This is a genomic window from Deltaproteobacteria bacterium (genome assembly GCA_013151235.1).
In the GTDB taxonomy this organism is placed as follows: Bacteria; CG2-30-53-67; CG2-30-53-67; order CG2-30-53-67; family CG2-30-53-67; genus JAADIO01.
This window is the reverse complement of the sequence record JAADIO010000019.1, coordinates 1-23,859: the sequence shown is the minus strand read 5'-3', so window position 1 is coordinate 23,859 and position 23,859 is coordinate 1. Positions and strand designations below refer to the sequence as shown.

General features: G+C 53.8%; 24 protein-coding genes. 13 read left to right on the top strand and 11 right to left on the bottom strand.

Annotation, left to right across the window (positions count from 1 at the left end; genetic code table 11):
* Positions 1-42: 42 nt before the first annotated feature.
* The 3 genes from GXP58_03485 to GXP58_03475 are packed head-to-tail and all read left to right on the top strand — an operon-like array spanning position 43 to position 3,281.
* Positions 43-1,713 carry a sulfite exporter TauE/SafE family protein gene (locus tag GXP58_03485; GenBank protein ID NOY52665.1) on the top strand — a complete coding sequence of 557 codons (1,671 nt, stop codon included), beginning with the start codon at positions 43-45 and terminating at the stop codon, positions 1,711-1,713.
* 51 nt (positions 1,714-1,764) lie between these two features.
* The gene (locus GXP58_03480; GenBank protein ID NOY52664.1) at positions 1,765-2,124 is read left to right on the top strand and encodes a hypothetical protein; all 360 of its coding nucleotides are present in this window, start codon (positions 1,765-1,767) and stop codon (positions 2,122-2,124) included.
* The gene (locus tag GXP58_03475) at positions 2,121-3,281 is read left to right on the top strand and encodes a hypothetical protein (protein NOY52663.1); all 1,161 of its coding nucleotides are present in this window, start codon (positions 2,121-2,123) and stop codon (positions 3,279-3,281) included. Before GXP58_03480 ends, GXP58_03475 begins: the two co-directional genes overlap by 4 nt.
* Before the next feature lie 62 nt (positions 3,282-3,343).
* Here the strand turns inward: GXP58_03475 and GXP58_03470 are convergent, their stop codons facing one another.
* From GXP58_03470 to GXP58_03435, 8 genes are all read right to left on the bottom strand, one after another.
* On the bottom strand, positions 3,344-4,264 hold the full coding sequence (locus GXP58_03470; protein NOY52662.1) for an FAD-dependent oxidoreductase: 921 nt from the start codon (positions 4,262-4,264) through the stop codon (positions 3,344-3,346).
* A 153-nt stretch (positions 4,265-4,417) separates the two neighbouring features.
* Positions 4,418-5,266: an NAD(+) kinase gene (locus GXP58_03465; GenBank protein NOY52661.1), complete on the bottom strand. Its 849-nt coding sequence runs from the start codon at positions 5,264-5,266 to the stop codon at positions 4,418-4,420.
* A 34-nt stretch (positions 5,267-5,300) separates the two neighbouring features.
* Positions 5,301-5,741, bottom strand: coding sequence for a CBS domain-containing protein (locus GXP58_03460; protein NOY52660.1), 441 nt, complete (start codon positions 5,739-5,741; stop codon positions 5,301-5,303).
* A 106-nt stretch (positions 5,742-5,847) separates the two neighbouring features.
* A complete protein-coding gene (locus GXP58_03455) occupies positions 5,848-6,435 on the bottom strand; it encodes a VOC family protein (protein ID NOY52659.1) in 588 nt (195 codons plus the stop codon).
* A gap of 3 nt (positions 6,436-6,438) precedes the next feature.
* Positions 6,439-6,894, bottom strand: a complete 456-nt coding sequence (locus GXP58_03450) for an OsmC family protein (protein ID NOY52658.1) — start codon at positions 6,892-6,894, stop codon at positions 6,439-6,441.
* 90 nt (positions 6,895-6,984) lie between these two features.
* Complete coding sequence (cobB, locus tag GXP58_03445; GenBank protein ID NOY52657.1) at positions 6,985-8,379, bottom strand: hydrogenobyrinic acid a,c-diamide synthase (glutamine-hydrolyzing); 1,395 nt, start codon at positions 8,377-8,379, stop codon at positions 6,985-6,987.
* Positions 8,380-8,744: 365 nt separating this feature from the next.
* Positions 8,745-10,049: a hypothetical protein gene (locus GXP58_03440; GenBank protein NOY52656.1), complete on the bottom strand. Its 1,305-nt coding sequence runs from the start codon at positions 10,047-10,049 to the stop codon at positions 8,745-8,747.
* A 19-nt stretch (positions 10,050-10,068) separates the two neighbouring features.
* Positions 10,069-10,302: a hypothetical protein gene (locus GXP58_03435; protein ID NOY52655.1), complete on the bottom strand. Its 234-nt coding sequence runs from the start codon at positions 10,300-10,302 to the stop codon at positions 10,069-10,071.
* A 156-nt stretch (positions 10,303-10,458) separates the two neighbouring features.
* On the opposite strand from GXP58_03435, the gene GXP58_03430 reads away from it, so the two are divergent.
* The 3 genes from GXP58_03430 to GXP58_03420 all read left to right on the top strand — a co-directional run bounded on the left by GXP58_03430 (position 10,459) and on the right by GXP58_03420 (position 12,681).
* Positions 10,459-10,617 carry a hypothetical protein gene (locus tag GXP58_03430; GenBank protein NOY52654.1) on the top strand — a complete coding sequence of 53 codons (159 nt, stop codon included), beginning with the start codon at positions 10,459-10,461 and terminating at the stop codon, positions 10,615-10,617.
* A 599-nt stretch (positions 10,618-11,216) separates the two neighbouring features.
* Positions 11,217-11,585 carry a response regulator gene (locus tag GXP58_03425; protein ID NOY52653.1) on the top strand — a complete coding sequence of 123 codons (369 nt, stop codon included), beginning with the start codon at positions 11,217-11,219 and terminating at the stop codon, positions 11,583-11,585.
* Positions 11,551-12,681, top strand: a complete 1,131-nt coding sequence (locus tag GXP58_03420; GenBank protein NOY52652.1) for a hypothetical protein — start codon at positions 11,551-11,553, stop codon at positions 12,679-12,681. The genes GXP58_03425 and GXP58_03420 overlap by 35 nt, the downstream gene beginning before the upstream one ends.
* Positions 12,682-12,766: 85 nt before the next feature.
* Here GXP58_03420 and GXP58_03415 read toward each other — a convergent pair whose 3' ends face one another.
* The 3 genes from GXP58_03415 to GXP58_03405 form a co-directional block, all read right to left on the bottom strand.
* Positions 12,767-13,081, bottom strand: a complete 315-nt coding sequence (locus tag GXP58_03415; protein ID NOY52651.1) for an antitoxin — start codon at positions 13,079-13,081, stop codon at positions 12,767-12,769.
* A complete protein-coding gene (locus GXP58_03410) occupies positions 13,074-13,340 on the bottom strand; it encodes a toxin (GenBank protein ID NOY52650.1) in 267 nt (88 codons plus the stop codon). Before GXP58_03410 ends, GXP58_03415 begins: the two co-directional genes overlap by 8 nt.
* A gap of 225 nt (positions 13,341-13,565) precedes the next feature.
* Positions 13,566-15,227 carry a tetratricopeptide repeat protein gene (locus GXP58_03405; GenBank protein ID NOY52649.1) on the bottom strand — a complete coding sequence of 554 codons (1,662 nt, stop codon included), beginning with the start codon at positions 15,225-15,227 and terminating at the stop codon, positions 13,566-13,568.
* A gap of 651 nt (positions 15,228-15,878) precedes the next feature.
* Between GXP58_03405 and GXP58_03400 the strand changes: the two genes are divergently transcribed.
* The 7 genes from GXP58_03400 to GXP58_03370 all read left to right on the top strand — a co-directional run bounded on the left by GXP58_03400 (position 15,879) and on the right by GXP58_03370 (position 23,781).
* Complete coding sequence (locus GXP58_03400) at positions 15,879-16,694, top strand: PEP-CTERM sorting domain-containing protein (protein NOY52648.1); 816 nt, start codon at positions 15,879-15,881, stop codon at positions 16,692-16,694.
* Positions 16,695-17,116: 422 nt separating this feature from the next.
* Entirely contained in the window at positions 17,117-18,553 is a 1,437-nt protein-coding gene (locus GXP58_03395; GenBank protein NOY52647.1) for a lipopolysaccharide biosynthesis protein, read from the top strand.
* Between the two features lie 47 nt (positions 18,554-18,600).
* Positions 18,601-19,680, top strand: a complete 1,080-nt coding sequence (locus tag GXP58_03390) for a hypothetical protein (GenBank protein ID NOY52646.1) — start codon at positions 18,601-18,603, stop codon at positions 19,678-19,680.
* Positions 19,670-20,440, top strand: a complete 771-nt coding sequence (locus GXP58_03385) for a hypothetical protein (protein NOY52645.1) — start codon at positions 19,670-19,672, stop codon at positions 20,438-20,440. Before GXP58_03390 ends, GXP58_03385 begins: the two co-directional genes overlap by 11 nt.
* Positions 20,437-21,651 (top strand): aminotransferase class I/II-fold pyridoxal phosphate-dependent enzyme, encoded by a 1,215-nt coding sequence (locus GXP58_03380; protein ID NOY52644.1) that lies wholly within the window; start codon positions 20,437-20,439, stop codon positions 21,649-21,651. Before GXP58_03385 ends, GXP58_03380 begins: the two co-directional genes overlap by 4 nt.
* A gap of 2 nt (positions 21,652-21,653) precedes the next feature.
* Positions 21,654-22,634, top strand: a complete 981-nt coding sequence (locus GXP58_03375; GenBank protein NOY52643.1) for a glycosyltransferase — start codon at positions 21,654-21,656, stop codon at positions 22,632-22,634.
* Positions 22,504-23,781, top strand: a complete 1,278-nt coding sequence (locus tag GXP58_03370) for a glycosyltransferase family 4 protein (GenBank protein NOY52642.1) — start codon at positions 22,504-22,506, stop codon at positions 23,779-23,781. Before GXP58_03375 ends, GXP58_03370 begins: the two co-directional genes overlap by 131 nt.
* Positions 23,782-23,859: the final 78 nt, after the last annotated feature.

Sequence of the window (23,859 nt, the reverse complement as noted above, 5' to 3'; positions counted from 1 at the left end):
GCACTCCCCGCCCGAATGGAAGGGGCACGGATGGAGAGAGACATGAATCGCAAGAAACTCTTTACAGTACTCCTGATCTGGGTCGCATCGGTTCTGTGGCCGATCGGTTCCGTAACAGCCTCGGAGATCACGGGCAGACTCTCCACGGAACAGTTGCGAGCCGGAGAGGCAATGACCGTGCAGGGACGGATCCCGCCGGGGGAAGACCTTTTCGTGGTAATTGCCGCCGAAAAAGGGTTCCAAAGTTCCGACTCAATGGGAACCCAAGAGAAAAAGAAACTCGCGGACAAATTCGGAGAGACCGAAATTCCGCCGACCTGCTACATCGTGACCAACAGGCCCGATGCACTGGCACACCCGCAAATGATCTCGAGGGGCAAATGGTTCCCCCCCTTCAGGTACGATGTTAAAATCAACAAGATCAAACCCTGGACGAAGATCCCCCCGAAAATCCGATCCATGCTCACCCCCATCCGGACCGAGGCCCAGTGGAAGATGCTGATCTTCGCCCACGAAGACAAGTTCGGGATGAACACGATTTCGAAGGAGAAACCGATCGGCGGCGGAAGCACCCGGATGGTCCTGAGCGACTTCTCTGAAAGCCCGGAGAAATGGAATCGGGACGTCCATCTCCGCCTCGACAAATCAACGGGAGACTATTCCGTTACCCTGATCCCCAATCGGAACCTGGCCCCCGGAACGGACCTGGCGGTGACGGTCAACGGTCAAATCGCCGGAGACTTTAAAATCACCGGCAGCGGCTATTATTTCAAAGCCGCCGGGACCTACATGAACCCTCTTGTGGTCTTTCTCGGCGCTCTTTTGATCGGGATCATGTTCGTCATCATGGGAGCGGCCGGAGGCCTCTTTACCGCCGCCTTTCAGATCATCGTCCTCGGAACGCAGGGGATGATCGGAATCAACGCCGCCAACATGGTCAAGCCGACCAACCTATTTTTGACCATCTTCTCGCCCATCACGGGCGTCTGGGGCTATTTCAAGGAACGGCGGCTTGCCTGGCCCGTGGCCCTCTGTTTCGTTTCGGGAATTCTGATCGGCTCTTTCTGGATCGGCCCAACCTACTCGGCCCGTTACCTTCCGATGAAGGCCTATAAATTCTATCTGGGTTTCTTCTGCCTGATCCTCGCAGTCAAGCTCTGGCTGGAATCGACCAGCAAGGGAATCAACAAAAAGAAGGGAATCAAGGCCATCGTGGCCAAATACAACGAAGCCGTTAAACAGGCCCGGGCCGAAGGGCGGACGGCGGAGATGGGCGCCGTCCGGATCGACCGGTTCCAGCCGATGGGAATCGATTTCACCTTCTGGGGCGAGAAGTTCCGCGCAAATCCGATTACGCTCTTCTTCGGTGGAATCGTCATCGGCTGTATCGCATCGGCCTTCGGCGTGGGGGGCGGTTTCATGCTTGTCCCCTTCATGACATCGGTCATGGGATTTCCCATGTACCTGGCCGTTCCGATCTCACTCTGCGGGACCTTTGCCACCTCCATCGGCGGCGTCGCCCGTTACGCCCTGATGGGCTATCCGCCGGACTGGACCATGGCCGCACTCATCGCGGCGGGAGCGATCATCGGCGGAAAGATCGGGCCGAAGATCCAGAAGAAACTCCCCGAGGTCTTCCTGAAACGGGGTCTGGCCGTTCTGCTCCTGCTTGTTTTTCTGAAGTTCACCAATGTTCTGCCGTTCCTTCGATAAAGAGGCCAAATGAACGGTCTGATCTTTTAACTTTCCACGGGGGAAACCATCATGAAAAAGAAAATCATGCTCGTTATCACCCATTCCACCGACGACCAGGACCGATCCAACGCAGCAATCGCCCTGGCTGCGTCCCTTATCAGCGAAGGGGCGGACCTGGCCCTCTTCTTCATCTTCGAAGGGGCGAAAATGGCAAGGAAGGGAGTTGCCGACACGATCGAGGGGAGGTATCTGACCCCGGTACGGGAACTGTTCCCCATGGTCCTTGAAGCCAAAATTCCGATGTACGTCTGCGGGGCCTGCGTCAAGGTCTATGAGATTCCCGAAGAGGAAATCATAGACGGTTTCACCGTCACCCACATCCCGACCCTCGCAGGAGAGATGATAGACCGGGAGACAATCACCTTTTGAAAAAGATGAAGATGCGGAAACGGCTTATATTCCTTGTCCTGCTCACAAGTTTCAGCCTGTTCATGCTCTACCGCTTCGTGCGGCCCCTGAGTATCTTTGTGGTAACGAAAGCCTTTGAACGCCCCATACCGGCCGGGAAATTGCCGACAGGTCTCGTCTCGTTGAGTGCACGGGAGTGCGGAAAATGTCACCGGGAGATCTTCGAAGAATGGTCGGGAAGCATCCATGCCCGCGCCTGGACCGACCCCTACTTCCAGGCCGATACCCGTTTCGACGGCTCTCAACAAATCTGCATGAACTGCCACATCCCGCTGGAAAACCAGCAGGAGAACCGCGTTCTCGGATTCCGGGACCGGGACAAGCTCGACCCCATCCTCCGGCCCAACCCGGACTTCGATCCGGAACTTCAAAAAGAGGGGGTGACCTGTGCCGTCTGCCACGTTACCGACGGCGTGATCCTCGGCCCCCGCGAAAGTGGGGATGCCCCCCACCCCGTCCGCAAAGACCCCCGCTTTACCGATGGAAGCAGTGTATGCCGAAGGTGCCATCTCGTTTCAGGCAGGCGCTGGGACACATTCTACCGGCTGCCGCCCTGCGGGACCTTTCGTGAAATCAAAGAAGCCGGCAGCAGGAAAGCCGGCTGTACCGGCTGCCACATGCCCGAAGAAAAGGAGGAAAACGGCCATGCGCACCACCTCTGGCGGGGTGGCCACGATCCGGCAATGATCCGGCAGGCACTCACCGTCATGGTGGAAGAAAACCCCTCGCCCCGCCGAAACCGAAAGAAATACACCCTGACCCTGACCAACACCGGCACGGACCACTTTCTCCCAACCGGCACGCCCGACCGGCATCTGAGTGTAACCTTCACACTCACGGACGGCAGGAAAGATGTCCTGAAAGAGAAAACATTCATGCTCAAGAGGCATATTATGTGGCGTCCTTTCATTGCAGACCTGTGGGATACGCGTTTACCGAAAGGGAAACCCCGGGACTATACCTTTGCCTTCCAGACCGATACGACACCAAGGCCCGCCGCCTTGAAGATCGTTGTGAAATACCATCTCCTGGACGAGAAGAGAAGGGCCCGTATCGGATACGAGAACAAGGAACCGATCGCCTACACACTTTACGAGAAGAATCTGCCCATAGATTAGCGGCAGGGGAAAACCCTTGCGAAATCCATACTTCGAAGTATAATCAGTTTAGTCCGGCTGAGTCATATATCGAGGTGGGCCGTTATGTATTCCGCAGCGGAGAGGACCGCCACGGCCCCTTCGCCCATGGCGGAGATGATCTGGGCATCTTCGCGGACCGCGTTCCCGCAGGCAAAGACACCGGGAAGGGTAGTCTCCATCGCGAGATTGACCCGGAGAAAGCCCTTTGCATCCTTTTCGGCATTAATAAAAGCGGTATTGGGAACGCAGCCGACATAAACAAAGAGGGCATCCACTTCGAGGGTCGTCCGCTCACCGCTTTTGACGTTTCGGAGGCAAATCCCGGAGAGGGTCTTCTCCCCAAGGATCTCTTCAACGACGGTTCCTCGGATCTGCCGGATCTTCTCCGCAGCATCGATCCGTTCCTGCAAGACCTTTTCCCCCCGGAATCCCTCACGGCGATGAAGCAGGAAAACCTCCCGGCCGATCCCGGAAAGATAGAGCGCCCCCAAAAGGGCCGACTCCCCTCCCCCGACGACGGCGATCCGTTTTCCCTCATAGCCGAAGCCGGCACACTGGGCACAATAGTGGACCCCCCTGCGGGAGAATTTCTCCTCTCCCGGCACGCCGAGAAGCCGCGAACGGCCGCCCGTCGCCACAAGGACCGTCTTTGTTTCGTAACTTCCCTTATTGGCGACGACCCGGTACCCCTTCCCGTCCGGCTCAACTCCGCGGACCTCGCCCGATTCCAAAATCGGGACATCGAGGCTTGTAACATGTTTTTCCAGCCGGGTCGCAAAATCCCACCCGTCGAGTTCCGGGAAACCGGGGAAGTTCTCAATCCGCTCGGCCACCGCCGGCTGACCGCCGACGACCGACTTTTCGAGGATGATCGTCTTCAACCGGTAACGTGCGGCAAAGACGCCTGCCGCCATCCCCGCCGGCCCGCCCCCGATAATCACCAGGTCGTACTGTTCCACCATAAAAACATTATCCTTTTAGAAAAATGATGATTTCACTGCACATGCTTCAGATGCAAGGAGCGAGGTTTTCGAGGGATGAGGCATATTGATCATACGCTGCCGTGACGAAAAACCCGAAGAAACACCGCAGATGAAGTATGTGCGGCGGGATCATCAGCGTTCCGTCCATTTCAACTTGGTCCGCAGCACATCAAAATAGTTCTTCCCCGGCACGGAGATCAGCCGGAGGGTATGATCCGCCTTGACGATCCGGATGACATCCTCTCCCCGGAGGGAGAAACCAACCTGCCCGTCGAGGGTAAGATGCACCTCCGTGTTCTCCGATTTAAGGACAATCTCGATCTCGCTTGCGTCCCGCACGACCACGGGACGGTTGGTCAGGATATGCGGGCAGATGGGGTTGATGATGATGGAGTGCATGCCGGGCTGAACGATGGGTCCGCCTGCCGCCAGGTTGTAGGCCGTGGAACCGGTGGGAGTGGAGACGATCAGCCCGTCGGCCTTAAAGTTCGCGATATGTTTCCCGTCAATATAGGCGGCCAGATCGATGATCTTGGCGAGGGCGCTCTTGTTGATGACAATGTCGTTCAAGACGGAATCGCTGGAGATCTTCTCCCCCTCACGAATGACGGAGGCTGTGAGCATGATCCGCTCATCAAGATCGACCTCTCCGGCGATCACACGATCAAGGGTGGGATAGAGTTCATCCAGGGTCACCTCCGTCAGGAAGCCGAGACTGCCGAGATTGACCCCGAAGATCGGCACATCCCGGGCGCCGATGAGGCGGGCCACACTCAGGAGGGTACCGTCCCCTCCCAGAACGGCAATCAAATCGACCCTGGAGGGGATTTCGGACTTCGGGCAGGATCCGGGCTCTCCGATCAGGCCCGCCGTTTCCGGGTCGAGAAAGATCTCCACGTCTCGTTGACGAAGGTAGAACAGGAGACTCCGCAGAACCTCCCCTGCCTCAAGGCGGGGTTTTACAATGATTCCGATTTTCACAGTGGCAGGACGACCCGTTGAACGAATGTTAAAATTAACCGGGATATTTGTCGGTGATATATTCTTTCAGGTAATGATTTTCGGCCTGCAGATTGGTCACCTGCGTCTTCACCACATCCCGGATGGAAAGGACGCCGACCAGATGATGATCCTCCACGACAGGAAGGTGACGAATCCGATTCTTGACCATGACATTCATCACGTAGCACAGGTCATCTTTCGGTTCCACCACGATCATGTTGCCCGTCATCACCTCCTGGACCTTGATATCCCGGAACATCCGGTCGCCCTTTCGGACCCAGGTCGTAAGCACATCCCGTTCCGAAAAAACCCCTACCGGTTTTCCATTGTCCGTTACAATCAACGCACCGATTTCATGTTCCACCAGCTGTTCAATGGCCTCGGCCACACTCCCGTCCTTGCCGATGGAGTAGATCGTGTGGTTCCCCTCTCTGATCAGTTCTTTGACATTCATATCCATTTCCCTATACAGAAATTCGGTCGGATTGCCTCATCAACCGTTGACCCATACCCTATGATTTCTAACAGAAACTCCCCGAACTGTCAAGGAAAGTACCGCCTTAACCGGTTTCTCCCCCGGGGAAGAGCTCACTTCCCGCTCCCGGCGTAAGAATTCGTTCCCCTTCCGGCGTCGGCTCCACAACCTCCGGCCAGAAGGTCCGGTGCGGTTCACTCCCCTCACGGGTCACTTCCGACGGGGCTTCATCGGCCATGACGGGGCGCCGTCTCACATCGACCCCTTCCACATTGTGACTGAATTCGAGGGGAATACCGTTCGGGTCATAGGTATAGATAGAATGGATGAAACCGTGATCGATCACATCGGAGACGGGAAAATCCGCCGCCTCCAACCGATCGATCAATTCCCAGAGATCCTCCTCCTTCTCGACGCCGAAGGAAACATGATCAAAGATGAAGGGACCGTTCACCGGATCGCCGTGCCGCTTGTACGGGACGGACTCCACATCAGGCCATTCGAAAAAGGTTACCATGTCGTTCGGAGAAATCTCGAAGAAATACTGCCGGTATCCCGGTTTGCCCATGGCCACGACCAGCCGCATCCCGAGGAGGTCCCGCCAGTAATGAATGGTCCCGTCCATATCGCCCGTTGCAAAGGCCAGATGATTGAGACCAGTCAGCCGGAACATATTCTACTCCAGGACATAATGTACATTTACCTCCAGGTCTTTCCGGAGGGAGTGATAGACGGAACAGTATTTCTCGTGAGAGAGCTTTACCGCCCGTTTCATCTTGTTTTCGTTCAGTCCTTCGCCCGAGGCACGGACGGTGATATCTATCTTCTTGTAATATTGAGGCGGCGTCGGGTTCCGCTCCCCGGTCAGTTCAACCTTCAGGGAAGACAGCTCCACACGCATCTTCTTGAGAAACATGGCCACGTCGATTCCCATGCAGCCCCCCAGGCTCAAAAGGAGACTCTCCGTAGGCGCACACCCCCACTGGACCCTGCCGTCAAATTCGAAATCATACCCGACCTGGGTCCTCGCCTCGAATATGAGATCCTCTTTCCAGGTGACCGTCCCTTTGGTCACGGGATTGATCTTTGCCTTGTAAGATTCCAGACCTTCCAGTTCCGCCTGTTCAGTCATTGCTGTACGACCTCCTTAATTGTTCAAACAACATCCATATTAGAATATTCAGGAAATATTATGCTTTTTTCCGGAAGCATGCAAGAAAATTCAGTGCCCCGGCGGCAAGGCAAACCCTGTTTCCCGCACAAAGGCGCAAAACTCCACCGCCCAGCGTGGATCACCTCCTGCATGGAGATGGGTATAGGCAGCCAGGACATTTTTATGGAGGATCCCGTCGAGTCTGCCCGCCACCCCCCGTCCTCGGACCATCCGGTAGGCAAAATCGACCTTGCCCAGGTTGACCACCTTCGAATGATGAAACTCATGGGCATGGACCGCCTTCCGGGGAGTCAGCCACGACGCCTTCCCCGTCGTCTCCAGAATGACATAGCCATGCCCCATGGGGCGTTCGTGCATCTCCACATCACAGGGAAGCACCCCCACCATCGCCCTTTTCTCCCCCCGGTAGGTGATGGACCGGGTCAGGTACATCAAGCCTCCGCACTCGGCATAGACCGGGAGACCTTCTTCAACCGCCTCCCGAATCGCCCCGCGCAGGAGGCTGTTCTTCTCCAGCGCCTCCATAAAGACCTCAGGGAAACCGCCGCCTATATAAAGGGCATTAACATCCGGCAGTGTGTGATCCTTCAGCGTGTTGAACGGGACCAGACCGGCCCCGGCCCGGCGCAGCGCGGAAAGGTTCTCGGGATAATAAAAGGTAAAGGCCGGGTCCATGGCAACCCCGATCCGCACATCCGGCTCGGGGAAAAAATCCGGTTCCTCCTTTTCCCCTGCAATCTCCGGAGCGGACCGGGCGATCTCCAGGACACGGTCAAGATCAACATGGGCGGACACGGCCCCGGAAAGTTTCTCCACCACCGGCGGCAGAGAAAGATTCTCCTTCACTGGAGTGAGGCCCAGATGACGCTCCTCGATCAAAAGCCCCTGATCATCGGGAATCGCTCCCACCACCTCGATACCGCTGTAACGGACGAGGGCCTCCCGCAACTTCTTCTCATGGCGGGCGCCCCGGATCCGGTTGAGAATCACCCCGGCCACAGGGGTCCCCGGCTCAAACTGCTGGTGCCCCAGGACGAGGGGCGCAATCCCCCGGGTCATCCGCCGGGTGTTGACCACCAGGATCGCCGGAACCCGCAGGAGACGGGCAAGAGCCGCCGTACTGTCGGTTCCCTCCAGGTCCAGACCGTCGAAAAACCCCATATTCCCCTCGATGAGAGAGAGGCCGGCATCCCGGCCGGCCGCTGCAAAGGTCCGCCGGATCGACTCTTCCCCCATCATGAAAAAGTCGAGGTTCCGGCACTCCCGTCCGGCAGCCCTCGTCAGCCACATGGGATCGATATAGTCCGGCCCCTTCTTGAAGGGCTGCACCGACACCCCCCGTTCCCGGAAGGCGGCGGAAAGCCCGATGGAGATCGTGGACTTCCCCGAACTCCGGTGGGGAGCCGAGATCAGGATGCGGGGTCGGTGTTCTTGATTTTTCATTTGGACTGTTGCCTTTCTTTGCGGTCCTTGCGTGCTTGGCGAAAAAACGGTTTTGCCTTTCCCCGTGTCCCCCCGTGTTCCCCGTGGTTGATTGCTTTTGACTTTGCCATGCCCTGCTTTTCTCCGTGTTCTCAGTGTGCTGGTTTATTGTTGTCAAGCATTCTTTCTTTTCTGCCTTAGCTTTTTCTCCACACACCCCCAGCCGTGAATTGCTCTTAGGATAACCTTCCATCCTTCCAAAGTTACTTAACTCATTGTTTTCGTTCATTTTCTTTGCTCGTCCAAAGAAAACGAACCAAAAGAAAAGACGCCCCGCCATTCGGTCCCGCTTCCAGCGGGACTCCCCTGATCTTGTTTTTCCATCTTCATCCCTCCGATCGCATCGCCGCAAGGAGCAACCCGTCAAGAGAATCGATCAACTCCTTGAAGAGACCGCCGAAGCGCCTGTTCCCGGAGAAAAGGACTTCCCGTAACCGGCCGATCCCAGGGTCATCCGTCCGGAGATGGTGGAGCTTCGCCCCTTTGCTGATCGCAAAACGCTCCAGCAGAAGAAGGCGCTCCGCCTGCCGGAAAAAGGCCGCAGCGAGCGGACGGAGCCGGTCGAACTCCGTCTCGACCTCCATACCATCCGGCACCTTCAACATCCTGCCGGAACCCCGAAGACGGTAAAACCGCTGCCGCAGCTCCCGGACCATCATCATTACAATACCGTACTCCATCCCCCGAACCCCCCGGCGCCACTGGAGCATGTAAGGTTTACGCCGGAACCAGAGATAATTCCGGCGGCCCATTTCAAAGAGCTCCTCCCCGCTCCGTTCCAGCAAATCGAAGAGTTGAAGCGCCTCCTGATGGACCCGGACCCAGCGTACGTCCTGCGGATCTTCATCCTGCGGGCCCGGAAGATCCTTCCCCGGCACGGCCCACCGGGTCAACAGGTTGCAGAAGGCCTGCAACCCCGCCGGATCGTCGGGGGTATCGAGATGCAGGTAAGAGAGAAAGACCTTCCCCCGGCCGTATTCTCCCTCCAGCATGGCCGGCTCCCCCATCAGCCGGGCCGGGTTCATCCGGATGCCGTAGAAGGTCTCCCAACTCTCCCAGCTTTCAGAGGCTGCGGCCAGGTCAGCCGCCTTTAGATCGGCCACGTAGAAATCGTCCTCCGGTTCCCCGTATCCCGCCACGACCCGGACCCGGTCCTCCCCCTCCGGATCAAGGAGGAACTGTCCCGGCCACCAGACATAAAAGGAATAGGGGGCCGACATTTTCCGCCAGAGGGGGTGTTGGGCATCGGACGGCCGGACCCGGATCTTCCCGCTGAAATTCGGGATCCGCTCCGCCGTCGGCATTCGGCGGACCGGCACCAGGGCGAGTCCCTCCTCCACATCAAGGGCAAGACCCGCCCCCCCGCAGAAACCGATGAAACGTCCACCCCTGCGAACGAACCGGTCGACCTTCTCCCGCCCCTCCGCACCCAGGGCACGGCTCTTGTCCCCGGCCCATCCGCCGGGAACGAAGAGAACACCATAACGATCGAGCCTCCCCCCTACAATCTCCCGTGCCGTTACTATATCGAAGGGAACCCCGATCTTTCTCAGCGCCCGGGTCGCCATGATCCCCCAGAGGAACGACTCGTCCCAGAGGAGTGCCACTTTCCCGGCCTTTTCCGCTTGCAATATACGGTCTCCCAACCTGTCAATCATCCCGTTCGTGGTGTTGAACCAAGAACGGTTCACCCTTCGACCCGCTCAGGGCGAACGGAATCAGTTCCCGTTTACCCGGGGCGGCCTTTTCTCTCACCAAGTCGCGAAGAACACCAAGAACTGCAACGCCCCATACAGAAAATGCAGAGCCAATGACCGCTTCCGGGATCTCCTCTGCGCCCTTGGCGATCTTTGCGAGAGATGCTTTTAGAATTGCAGTTCCCAATTTCTAATTCCTAATTTCCAGTTTTTTGTATCCTACCCTTCCGCGACAAAAAAAATCAAGATCTGATTTTTCTTGACAAGACTTGCCGGCAATCCGTACAATTAGTCCGTTTTACGGGAAACGATCTAAGCTGAAGATATTCAGGGGGGAACAATTATGAAATGTTTGAAATACAAACCGATCATTCGCCGAACCACACCGGAAGATGCGGAAGCACTGAAAATGTCCTACCTGGCGGGAGATGGTCTCTGCCCTGCCTGCAAACGGGAAGGTTTTGAAGTCAAGATCGAAGAACGTTTCGGAGAAACCCCGTGAGAAAGTGACGGAACCTACGCCGTGTGCGTGGAACTGAAACATGCCTCACCCCTCGACTGAATTCAACCGCCCCATGTTTCCCGAATTGCCTGTACTCTTTTCATTTTTCCTCCCTCCCCCCCGCCGTCGGACAGGTGTCTTTGCAGTGGACGCCTTTCGTCTTTGATTTTACTTTGTGCCTGTGTGCTTTTGCCCCTTCTGCTCTTGTCCTTCTCTGCGCCCTCCGCGTCTTTGCGGTAAATTCTCTGAACTTTTATGCCTCGACAATCGGGAGATCACACATCTACTGCGTGATATCACCCGATCCGGAAGGTCATAAAATCCGGATCATCCTCCGGCTCCACATTATTTCTCCCTGATTTCCGGAAAAAAGTTTACCGGGTCCTCAAGATTATTCTTGCAATAGCCTATAAAAATCATCTATTATTTTTATTACATACGCGCCTTATCCTTAGGTCCGGCCCGTCCGAGCACAATACATTCCCTCGAATGGCACTTAAATTGCAGAATTTAAAATTTCAGGATTATGAGTTTCATGACAAAACGAGTTCGAAAACCCGACACCTGCTGATACTGAATCCGGGAAAAGGCCAATCCATATGGACAGAAAGATTCTGGTGGTCGACGACGAAAAACTGGTGCGCTGGTCGATCCAGAAATCGATGGGGCAGAAAGAATGCAAGGTGGTCTCCGCCGCCAATGGAGCGGAGGCCATGGAAAAGATCGAACAGGAGCATTTCGACTTGATCATCACTGATCTGGTGATGCCGGGATTCAACGGGATTGAAGTCGCCCGCCGGGCGCGGGAGATCCAGCCGGATGCCAAGATCGTCATGATGACGGCTTATGGCTCCGTGTTAGACAAGGAAGAAGCCCGATCGGCCGGTGTCTTATCCTTCATCAACAAACCTTTTATGGTCAATGAGGTCCGAAGTGTCGTCCAAGAACTCTTATCTGAAAATACCTGAGGCCCTTCTTCATCCTCGCGGGGTTTACTCCCGCCTTTTCATGGCCCTCATTTTGCTTCTCTTTTTTTTACCCCGGTCGGTCCGGGCGGAAAGCCGACATGCCGGGATGGAAGATGCCGAAGCCAAGGCTTGCTTTACGTGTCACAAAGAGTTGGGACAGCTCTCAGAGTTGGGAAAGGGACATCCGCCCTTTCTCGATGGAGAGTGCACGGCCTGCCATGAACTGAACGGAGACACCTTTACGACCGTTGCGGAAGGAAATGAACTCTGCTTCGGGTGCCATACGGAAAAGGAAGATGCCGTCAAAAAGAAGGAGCATGTTCACGGAGCGGTCGCAGCGGGTGGTTGCACCGGATGCCACGACCCCCACGGCACGCAGAACAAGATGAATCTGTTGCAGCCGCTCCCGGATCTCTGTTTCATGTGCCATTCCGAGATGGAAGACCATGTGGAGAATGCAAAAGTAAAGCACGGCGCCATCCAGATGAAGGATAGCTGTGCAAACTGTCACAACCCTCACGCCTCCGATCATGAGCATCTACTCCGGAAAGAACCGATCATGGACCTCTGTCTGACTTGCCATAACGTGGAACGTCCCACGAAGTCGGGCTCATTTGTCTTGAACATGGAAAAATTCCTGCAAGATAACCCCCAACATCACGGCCCGATCCTCCTCGACGGGGACTGTGCCGCCTGCCATAACCCGCACGGATCCAACAACTACCGGATGCTGAAGAGGGTCTATCCCTCCGACCGGTACACAGCCTTCTCGGTCAAAAAGTATGCCCTCTGCTTCGAGTGTCATGACGAAGAACCTTTCCTGAAAAAGATCGCGGCCGGCGACGTCACCGGGTTCCGGAACGGCACAAAAAATCTTCACTACGTCCACGTCCACAAAAAGAAAGGACGGCGCTGCACCTTCTGCCACGACCCCCACGGAAGCAAGGGGCCCAAACATATCCGGACGACCACCCCCTTCGGAAAGTGGAACCTCCCGATCAACTTCAAGATTACCGACACGGGCGGAAGTTGCGCACCGGGTTGTCATGTCCCGAGGGCCTACGACCGGGTCAAGGCGGTCGTCAACAAGCACTGATGTTTTTTTCTCTTTCCAGGCTTGGCGAACTTTGCGGAAGGCGGGTTTTCACGAGCGAGAACAGGCAACCCGCTGGAGCAATGTGTCAGGCGATATTCCCATTTTTTAACAGTTGCAGTCCTTTGATCAGACTTCTTCTATCTATGAGTTGGTCCGTGACAAACTTATGTATAATCACAGATAGTAGTGTCTGATAGGGAATACCTTCTTGCTCTGCTCTTTCTTTCAGTTTCTCTAAATCGTACTTCCTGAGGCGAAGGCTGATGCTCTTTTTCTCATTTGCCTGATCAAGCGACCTTTCTATTTCTGCTCTTTTCGCCTGAGAAACAGGCCGATAGTGCAAAATCTCGTCTTCAACCTTCCGTTCATATTCATCCAGTCTGACTTTTTTTCTATTCATGGCTTGCTCCATATCTTTTTTGCAGTTTCCGACTCGGATATGCAGTTTTTAAGATAATATCACCCTCCTGATCAACCAGAAACGGGACAGCCCATATATACTCATTAAACCGGATAACGAATATTGCCTGTTCGGGATAAGATGGGTTTTCCAGGATATCAACATATTCTTTCCTCAAAATAATTGCGGTAATCTCCTCAAAAGAAATTTTCCGTTCTAATTGAAGCTTCAGATTTTTCGCATCATCCCACAGAATCATCTTTCACACCTGTTTTGCCACTTATCGTATACTCGTTGTATATACTTATTTGTGATTTTTGTCAAGACAATATCGTCCTTTTCTTCCTGCGCAAACAGGAAGGTTCATTATTGATGGTCTCGTAAAAGCTGATTTATGCCGCAAGTTCCCGGACGATGGCCGTGACAATGAGCTGTTGGACCTTTCCCCGCCCCTTCCGACAAATATGGTATCTATCTTCATGCTTCACTCCCCACCCGCCTTCGCCTCATCACGTCGCAGGCTCTGCTCAACCTTTCCCCGCCAGGCGTTGTTCGGAGGGGTAACTTCGAGAAACCGACGCCAGAAGTCGGCCGCCCGGTCCCACTTCCCCATACGCTCATGCACCATCGCCATGCCGTAGATTGAATTGGCATCCCGGTCATTCATGGACAGCGCCTCCCGGAAGTGCTGAAGCGCCGAAACGGGGTCACCCGTGTCAAGGCAGGCATAGGCAAGATTGGAGAGAAGTTCCACATCCCGCCTGCCGGCGTCATAGACACGCTGCAGTTCCCTTTTCGCATCCTCATCCCGACCGGCCTGCATCAAAAGCGCCCCGTACTTCTTGTGAAGAGTCAGGTCCCCCGAATCGATCGCTGCCGCCTTCCGGAAGGCGGTCTCGGCCGCGCGGATCCTGCCACCCTTCTGATAGACCGTTGCAAGCTGGAGGTACAGGGTCTCGTTTTCCGGGTAATGCCGGATCGCATCGAGCCACAGGTCGGGCCCCGGCCGCCAGAGTCGGGCACGGGAGATCGTCTGCGGCAGAATCAGGGCAAGGATCAGCGCCGTAACCATGACCGCCCCGTTCCGTCCGGCGGCACGGCGAATCGTCTTCACCATGAGGGGGGCCATGCCGATGAGAGAGAGATAGAGATAACGGTCGTTCATAATCGTCACAAAGGGGATGATCTGCAAAACCGGAAGGAGCGGGATGAAGACCCAGGCGGCCCAGAACAGCACCTCCCGGTCACGACGCAGACGCCATACCAGAAAAACCAGCATCAGAAGGAAAAGGAGGGAGAGAAACACCTGCGGCGTGAAGAAAGTCCGGTAGATCACCGGCTGATAGGAAGGAGAGAGATTGAAGGGAAAGAGGAAGATCCTGAGGTACTCGGCCAAAACCGGAAGCATCGTCAGGGCCGTGGCATAGGGGGAACCGCCATAATAGGGGACAATAACACGGCGCTGGGTCATAACCGTCAGCACCGCCCCCGCCGCCGCAAGGAGAAAAAAAGGGATCACCGGGAACCACAGGTGACGCTTCTCATGAGGGAACAAGAGCAAATAGACCAGAAACAAAAGGGGAAGGATTACCACAGAGGCCTTACTCAAAAGCGCCGCTGCAAAAAGAAGGAGAGCGGAAACATAGAGGCCGCGCCCCCGCCGGTCAAGGAACCGGAGAAAGACCAGGAAGGAACCAAGCCCGAAGGCGGCGGCCAGGATTGTCTTCCGCTCGCTCAGCCAGACCACCGATTCGACCTGCACCGGATGGAGGGCAAAAAGGAGAGCAGAGAGTATGGAGAGTGAGAGATCCTTCGAAACCCTGTAGATCAGCAGGAAGACCAGCGCCCCGTTGAAGCCGTGGACCAAGTTGTTCGTCAGGTGAAATCCGGCGGCGGAAAGACCGTATAGGGCGTAGTCCATCATGTAGGACAGAAGATGAATCGGAGCATAATTTTCCACATAGATGTGCGAAAAGACCGCCTTCAGGTGAGCAAGGGTTATCCCCGCGATATCCGGGTTGGCCGTGATATAGGCCGGGTCGTCCCAGATCGCGAGAAAGCCGTTTGAAAGCGCCGGGGCATAGACAGCGAAGACCGCCCCAAAAATCAGAACGGCGGCAAGGGCCTTTTTTTCCGTACCGGACATCAATAGTCTCCTGTGGTCAAACTCTTTTGTCTTCTTCGCGTACTGGCGAGAGGCCGCTTTCCGGTTTTGACTTGATCCCTGTCTTGCCTTTTCCCCGTGGCACCCTGTGTTGCCCCACGGTTGATGCTTTTCGGTTTTGACTTTATCTTCCAGATTATTCAATTTCCCCGGCGGAAGCAATCTTTATTTCTCCTGTACAGACAGTCCCGGGACAGCTTTTTAACGTTGGCAGTAAAGGATCCTTATAGTATCGTGGGGCAAAGGATGGGGGGAGGTGTGCCGGACACACATAGAGAACCCTAATTCAGCCCTTCACAGGAATCATTCAGGGCAAAGCAACACCGCCATGGGAACAAGCATCCCGGCACTCTTCAGGAGAGGAGCTCTTCATCTTGCCTGTTTCCCGGCCCTTCGTCGGAAACCTGACGGTTGTCAGATTCTTGATTCTGTTCTGATCTTCCGTCCCACCCTATCGTCTGTACCCCTCCCGGATTTTCCTTTTGTTTCTGAAGGTTTCCCGGCCTTATCCCGTTATCGGATTGATTGGCATGTATTGTGCCTTCTCCTCCGGTCAGAAGGGATCCGCATTCCTGGCCTTCGGGATGGGGCGCCCCTTTCTCTTCTCAACCGTTCTTTTTATGAAAGGAGCCGATGATGAAAAAGATCCTCTCTGTCCTTCTCCTGATGCCCTGCATTCTCTTCGCCTGGCAACCCGCCGGCGCCGCACCGATCGACGATCCGGTAGCCTGGTTCCCCTTCGACGGGAACGCCCTTGATGCCGAGGGAAACGGTTATAACGGAACGGTGATGGGGGGGATATTTACCTCCGACCGGTTCGGGAATCCGGAGAGCGCCCTCTCCTTCGATGGTGTCGATGACCATGTCCATTTCGACGATGTCCTGCAACCGTCGGTCTTTACCTTCGCCACGTGGTTCAAGACCACCCAGAGCTCCGTCGGTACGATCTTCAGCTCCGATCCCGGTGAAAACTATTACAGCAATCATGGTTTTACCGTCAAAATACTATGGGACGGGAGGATTCGTGTACGCGTTGATGCAAGTCCTCAACCCGGACCGGATATGTCTATTATAGACTCTCCGGCTCATTTGAATGATGGCAAATGGCATCAAATGACTACCACGTTTTCTTCTTCAGGGCATAAACTTTATATAGATGGCTTCCTTGTTGGGGAAAACGATGGTCCTCTTCTTTATAGTACAACCGGATTTCCAATGGTCATCGGGATGACCCATCTGACGGATGAAGATGATGGTCTCTTTTTTTCGGGCGCTCTCGATGACCTGAAGATCTATGACCACGTGCTTCCCGCCGAGGATGTGCAGCGGCTGAGCGTCGTACCGGAACCGGCCAGTCTCTTCCTCTTCGGTATCGGCCTGATCGGGATGATTGGGGTCCATCGCCATGCCCGGCGGAGTAGATCATCCCAAGCCAGAACACACTTATAGTCCTCATACCCCGGAAAACTCGCAAAAACCGCTTTCATGCACCATGTTTTTTGTTCCTTTGCTGTGTTTGCACACCTGACAAGAGTCCGGCTTTCCCAAAAAAATATCTTGCAATTCCCGGCAAGATGCGCCATCGTAAATATAAAGGCACATAAGGGCTAAAATATGTATTTCCGATATCTCCCAAGCAGTCCCACCCTTGATGCGCCCGGCGTGGATATAAATTATGCCGAAGAAACCGTAAAGATTATCCGTAACGTTTGCTAAACATGGTTAAACCGAAAGCGCCGGGCTCTCCATAACAAGGGAGAGAACAAAGATATTCCGACCACGGTTTTTCATTCCCTGCCCATAAAGTTGCATTCAGTGATACCAAACGAGAGCAAACCGGTCGGCCAAGGGGAATCGGTTTAGAATCAGATATGAGTCTGAAGGACAAAGCCATCAAAAGCGTTTTCTGGAGTGCGGTTGAGCAGGTTGGTCCCAGGATCGTCCAGTTCATCGTCCTGGTCATACTCGCAAGGTTGCTTATGCCCGCCGAGTTCGGACTGATCGGGATGTTGACGGTCTTTATCGCACTGGGGCATATCTTCCTGGACAGCGGTTTCGGCTCGGCCCTGATCCAGAAGCAGGACGCGACGGAAACACATTACACATCCGTCTTTTATGCCAATCTCCTGTTAAGCCTTCTGACAGCAACGGCCTTGTGGGAAGCCGCTCCATGGATTGCACGCTTTTACAAACAGCCGGCCCTTGTATCCCTGACCCGCGTGTTGGCCTTCAACTTCATCTTTGCCGCGCTGGGGGTCATCCAGACAACACTGATGACCAAAGAGCTGGATTTCAAGACCCAGGCAAAGGTAAGACTGATTGCCGTAACCGGTTCGGGGGTCATAGGGATCGGTATGGCCTTCATGCATTTCGGCGTCTGGAGCCTTGTCGGCCAAACACTGAGCGGAACACTTCTCGATTCGCTTACCTTGTGGTTCTTCAGCAGATGGCGTCCCGGCCGGAACTTCAGTTTATCGGCCCTCCGTGAACTCTTTGGATTCAGTTCCAGGCTGCTGGGTTCCGGTGTTCTGGATGCCCTTTTCCGCAACGCATACAACGTGGCCATAGGAAAACTGTTTGCACCATCGGAGCTGGGCTACTATACACGGGCACGTTCCATTCAGCAGATCCCCTCGCAGACCATGGGCGGGGTCGTCGGAAGAGTGGCTTTCCCGGTTTTCTCCAGGATGCAGGGAGAACCGGAGCGGATGAAGAATGCAGTACGAAAGGCGCTCAAAACTATCGCCCTGGTTAATTTCCCGATGATGATCGGTCTTATTGTTACCGCCCGGCCGTTGGTCCTCGTATTACTGGGAAAACGATGGGAACCAGCGGTACCCTTCCTGCAGATGCTGGCGATCGTCGGACTCTTTTATCCGCTCAGCATGGTCAACCTGAATGTCCTGCTGGCCAACGGACGTTCCGACCTCATGTTCCGTCTTGAAATCATAAAGAAATCCATGGTGGCCCTGAACATCGGGATCACCTGGCGCTGGGGGATCAAGGCAATAATTGCAGGCCAGATCGTAACGGCAATCACTTCCTATTATCTGAACAGCTACAAGAACGGTGATCTGATTGCATATCCGTTCAAAGCCCAAGTAACCGATCTTCTTCCCTACATGGGGGTCGCGGGCATGATGGGGGGTGCGGTCTACATGCTGCACCGGTTGCCGTTCATGAACGATGCGATAATGCTCATGTCACAAGTCGTTGTAGGCGGAATTCTGTACGTAGTTGTGTGCAGGATTTGCAGGCTGGCGATGTTTGAGGAGGTGCGGAATCTCTTTTTCGCGAAGATTGTATGAGCTGGAATCAAGCCGTTTTGCTGTTATCGGGGTATAATGTCCGGGCGGTGATCGCTTTTTGCCGCTGGGCCGCTATGCATGACATAGATTTCCATGTTATCGCCAACGGCCCCAAAGATCCGATCTTTCTGACTGCGTATAAAGAAAAAGTTCTTTTTAAAAGAAAATCGGAGGACCTGGATCCGGATGTTTTCATGTCATGGGTGAATCATGTCGTCCATAAATACGGTTACGATCGAGTTCTAATACTCCCTACAACGGAGTACCTCAATCGGTTTCTTCTGGAACACCGCGAAGAAATCGAGGCGGCAAACTGTATTGTTCCATTAGTTGAGAAAGGAATTTATGCCGAAATTTCGGACAAAAAGAGTTTTGCATCTATCTGCAGATCCTTCAATTTAGATGTCCCTGAAGAATTTATCGATATCCCTTCCGGTTTCCCTTTTGTTGCGAAACCAATGACCTATTTTTCTTCGACAGGAAGGGCGCTCTATCCGTACATTATTCTCAATCGCTTCGGTCTGGAGAAGTTCCTGAGTTCTGAAGACACCCATGAATTTTTTTTTCAGGAGTATGTTGCAGGAAGGAACATATACCTGCTTGGATACATCAGAAAGACTGGGAATGATATATTGTTCGCTCAGGAGAACCTGATGCAACAGGCAAACGGAAAATCCATCCTGCTCGCCAGACGTTCCGGTTTTCATCAAACCCCCCTGGCGGAGCGATATGTGGAAATGCTGCATAAAATCGGCTTTGCCGGATTGATCATGATCGAGTTGAGAGTTGATAAGGCAGGTAGACACGCTGTAATGATAGAAGCCAACCCCCGCCTCTGGGGGCCGATGCAATTCATCGTCGACAACGGGATAGACTTGTTCGGGAAATTTCTGCAGGACCATGGTTTCGTAGTCTCCCCGGATGAAAATTCGTCAGGTCGGTCGGACTATTATTTCTGGTCAGGAGGCATCAGTCGTTCGGGACAGCCCATTACATTTCACAATTATTCAGCAGATCAATTTCTGGAGGAGTTCCCGGCAATAAGGACTTGCGACATTTTCCTGCAGCAGGGCACATTCGACCTCTTCCTGAAAGAGACAAACATGGGAGCATTCAGTGAAATATGACAGATTGCTGACTTTGTACAACGAAACCGGCAAGCACAGTCAATACCAGATACCTGCGAAGGTTTTATCTAATCTCCTGCCCGTTGCAACGTTGAACATCCGATCTCGTTTTGAGCAGGAGCGATTAGATTATATTCTTCGCCATATAGAATGCCGTGGCGCCCAGTTCACGGATATCGGAGGGAATACCGGTTTCTTTACCTTCGAGATGATTGACCATGGAGCGGATTTCGCTATCTTCATAGAAGGGAATCCTGCCCATAGTGCGTTCGTGGAAGAGGCCGCACGGGTTCTGAAATGGCAGGATCAAATCAGGGTCTATTCCCAATATTTTGATTTTGGAAATGACCTGGATTGGGTTGATTCGGATATTTGTTTCCTGTTGAATGTTCTGCATCATGTCGGAGATGACTACGGCAGAAATATCCGTGACGTGGATTCGGCGAAAGCAAATATATTATTATCTTTAAAACGTCTTGCAAAACATGTAAAACAGCTCGTTTTTCAACTGGGCTTCAACTGGCAAGGCAATATCGAAAAGCCGTTGTTTCAGCACGGAACGAAAAAAGAGTTGATCCGGTTCTTGGAATCGGGTATTCGTGACGATTGGTCAATACAAAACATAGGCATTGCCGAAAGAAGACCCAATGGAATCGTATATAAAGACGCAAACTCTGCCAATATAGAACGAGACGATTCACTGGGAGAATTCCTGAATCGTCCTATATTTATTATGCGATCAAGAAAGATCCAAGGATGAGTAAACATACGGATCATCTATCATTGTCCGATCTTGCGATTTTCGGCGGAAAGCCCGCCTTCGGCGAAACTCTCCATGTCGGCCGTCCGAATATCGGAGACCGGAGAAAACTGATCGAGCGGATTGAGGACATCCTGGATCGCCGATGGCTGACCAACAATGGTCCGATGGTACGTGAGTTCGAACGGAGACTGAGCGATCTGCTGGGGGTCAGGCACTGCATTACCATGGACAATGCAACCCTCGGGCTTGAGATTGCAACCCGGGCGGCCGGCATGACGGGTGAAGTGATCGTCCCCTCCTTCACTTTCGTTGCAACAGCCCACGCACTGCAATGGCAGGAGATCACCCCTGTTTTTTGCGATATCGACCCGCGGACGCATACCATTGATCCGGACCGGGTCGAACGGTTGATCACGCCGAGAACCACGGGGATCATAGGTGTACACCTTTGGGGCCGGGCCTGCAACATAGGGGCACTGGAAGAGATCGCCCGACACAACAACCTGCGGCTGCTTTTCGACGCGGCCCATGCTTTCGGATGCACTTACAACGGGCGCATGATCGGAAATTTCGGCGATGCCGAGGTCTTCAGCTTTCATGCAACCAAATTCATAAACACCTTTGAGGGGGGGCTCGTCACCACAAACAATGACGAACTGGCCGGCAAGATACGTCTGATGAAGAACTTCGGATTTGCAGGGCTGGACAATGTCATTTACATCGGCGCAAACGGGAAGATGAATGAAGTCTCAGCCGCCATGGGCCTGACATCACTGGAAAGCATGGACAAGTTCATCGAAGTCAACCAACGCAATTATCACACATACAAGAAAAATCTTTCGGGAATCCCAGGGATCAGCCTCCTTGAATACAACACCAATGAGGCAAACAATTACCAGTACGTTGTCATCGAGCTTGACGAAGAGGTTGCGGGCCTCAACCGGGATCTCCTGATAAGGATACTGCATGCCGAAAATGTCCGGGCCCGCCGTTACTTCTATCCGGGGTGTCACCGCATGGAGCCTTATCATTCCTATTACCCGAATGCATATCTCCTCCTTCCCGAAACGGAGAAACTCGTCCGGAAGGTCGTGGTCCTGCCGACCGGAACGGCAATCGGAGAAGCAGCCATCGAAAAGATCTGCACCCTGATCCGTTTCATTATTGCCGGCCATAAAGAAATCCTGTCAAGGCTGGGGGAGGACTGAAGGTGATCAAGGTCAGCGTCTGTCTGCAGACCTATAATCATGCTTCTTACATCAAGAAGGCGCTGGAGAGCGTCCTGATGCAGGAAACAGACTTCGATTATGAGATTATTGTCGGCGAGGATGAAAGTAGCGATGGAACACGGGAGATCTGCATCGACTACGCAGGGAGATACCCTGACCGTATCCGCCTTTTCCTCCGCTCACGGAAAGATGTGATATACATCAACGGACGGGCGACCGGTCGTTTCAACTTTACGGAAAACCTGAAAGCTGCAACGGGGAAATACATCGCTTTGCTGGACGGTGATGACTACTGGACGGATCCGAACAAGTTGCAGGAGCAGGCCGATTTCATGGATACCCATCCCGGATATACGGTCTGTTTTCACCGCGTACAGGAACTCAATGAGGCAACCGACCGCATCACGGCTGTTCACCCCGCACATGTCAAGAAATCCTACGGGCTTACCGATCTTCTGCGGCTGAACTTCATCCCAACGGTATCCGCCATGGTCCGGAAAGATGCCATTGGAGAACTTCCGGACTGGTTCTACAAGATTCCCGTAGGCGACTGGCCGCTTTTCATCCACTGTGCCCGGCGCGGCAGCATCAGGCTGATAAATAAAGTTATGGCGGTATACAGAAACCATGCAGGAGGCTACTGGTCTCAATCGTTGTCAGCGCAGCTTCAGATGAACCTGGAAATATACGATTTTTTCAAACAACATCTCGAGGGGAAGGAATATCAAAAAGAGATTCGGAAGGGTGTCTCTGATGCATACTGCCGCGCGGCGGTTGTAAGCGCAAGCCTGGGAAAGACTGCAAGGGCAAAGAGGTATTTCCTGAAAAGCATTGCCGTTCATCCCATGCTTTATGTCATCCCCGCACCGCGCAGGGCCGCCTTGTTTCTCAGACTCTACACACCCCCCTTATACAGGGTTTGGAAACGGGTCCGGGACAAACTCGTACAACGACCGGCATAGAGACACCACTAAATACCGGCCAGAAGATTACGGAAATCAGGCCGGATCTATCACCAATGCATATAGCCATTATAAATGGATAACTCCAGGATACGCGAAAGGCTTATCCATGGCCCGTTTCATTATCTACTGCCCGGCCGGCCTGATCGGCGGACATGAACTGATGACCATGAAGATAGCCGAGACAGCCGTGGAACTGGGCCATCATCCGACGGTTCTGTACCGAAACGATAAACTTGCAAAACACATCCCGCGCGGCGTCGAAGCCGAAAAAATATCGTCTTACCCAAAACTCAAAGAAACGGTCAGGAAATCCGATCCGGCATTTGCAATTGTGCCGCAAGGTCATATCCTGCTGAACATGAAAGGCCTGCTGATCTTCAAAAGACTCGGCGTAAAGACTGTATCCTATATACCAACGGTTTACAGCTTTTGTGTATTCGGAGAACGCTTCTGCAACCTGAAAGACAGGATCGCCAGGCTGGTTTACAGGCTTCCTGATGCCTTTATCACAATAACCGACCTGAACCGGGAAAACCTTGAAAAGATCGTCCCCGGCAAAAGGGTATTTATCCTGAATAATTTCTTCAATGCAGAAGGCAGGACCGGACATCATGCCGGCAGGCAGCAGCGTATCGGCATGCTCGGCAGGCTTGTGCGCCACAAAGGATTCGACGACGGGATCAGAATATTCCGGGACCTTACAGAAAACGGAAACTTCAAGGATCTGGAACTTCTGATCGGAGGGGAAGGAGAAGACCGGATCCTTCTGGAAAACATGGCAACGAAATACGACATGGGGAACAAGGTGACATTCCGGGGCTGGGTGAGAAACTCCGATTTCTACCCGGAGGTCGACCTGCTCTTGCTGCCGTCGCACTTTGAGGGATTCCCGCTTGTCCTGTTAGAGGCAATCAGCAGCGGCATCCCGGTCATCGGCAGGAACACCGTCGGGATTTCCGGATTCCTGCCGGACGAATGGCTGTTTAAGAATATAAAGGACGCCAGGGAGAATATCGAGAGCGTGCTCAACCAATATCAAGCGGCTCTCCAAAAGGTCGGAGAACTGCAAAAAGAGTTCCGGGCACGCTATTCTTTCTCCTCCTTCAAGCGGAAACTCGACTTCATCCTGGGTGCACTGGAATAATGAAGATCCTGCATTTCATTTACGACGACCCACAAAACCCATGGTGTGGCGGCGGAGGCGCATATCGGGCTCGTGTGA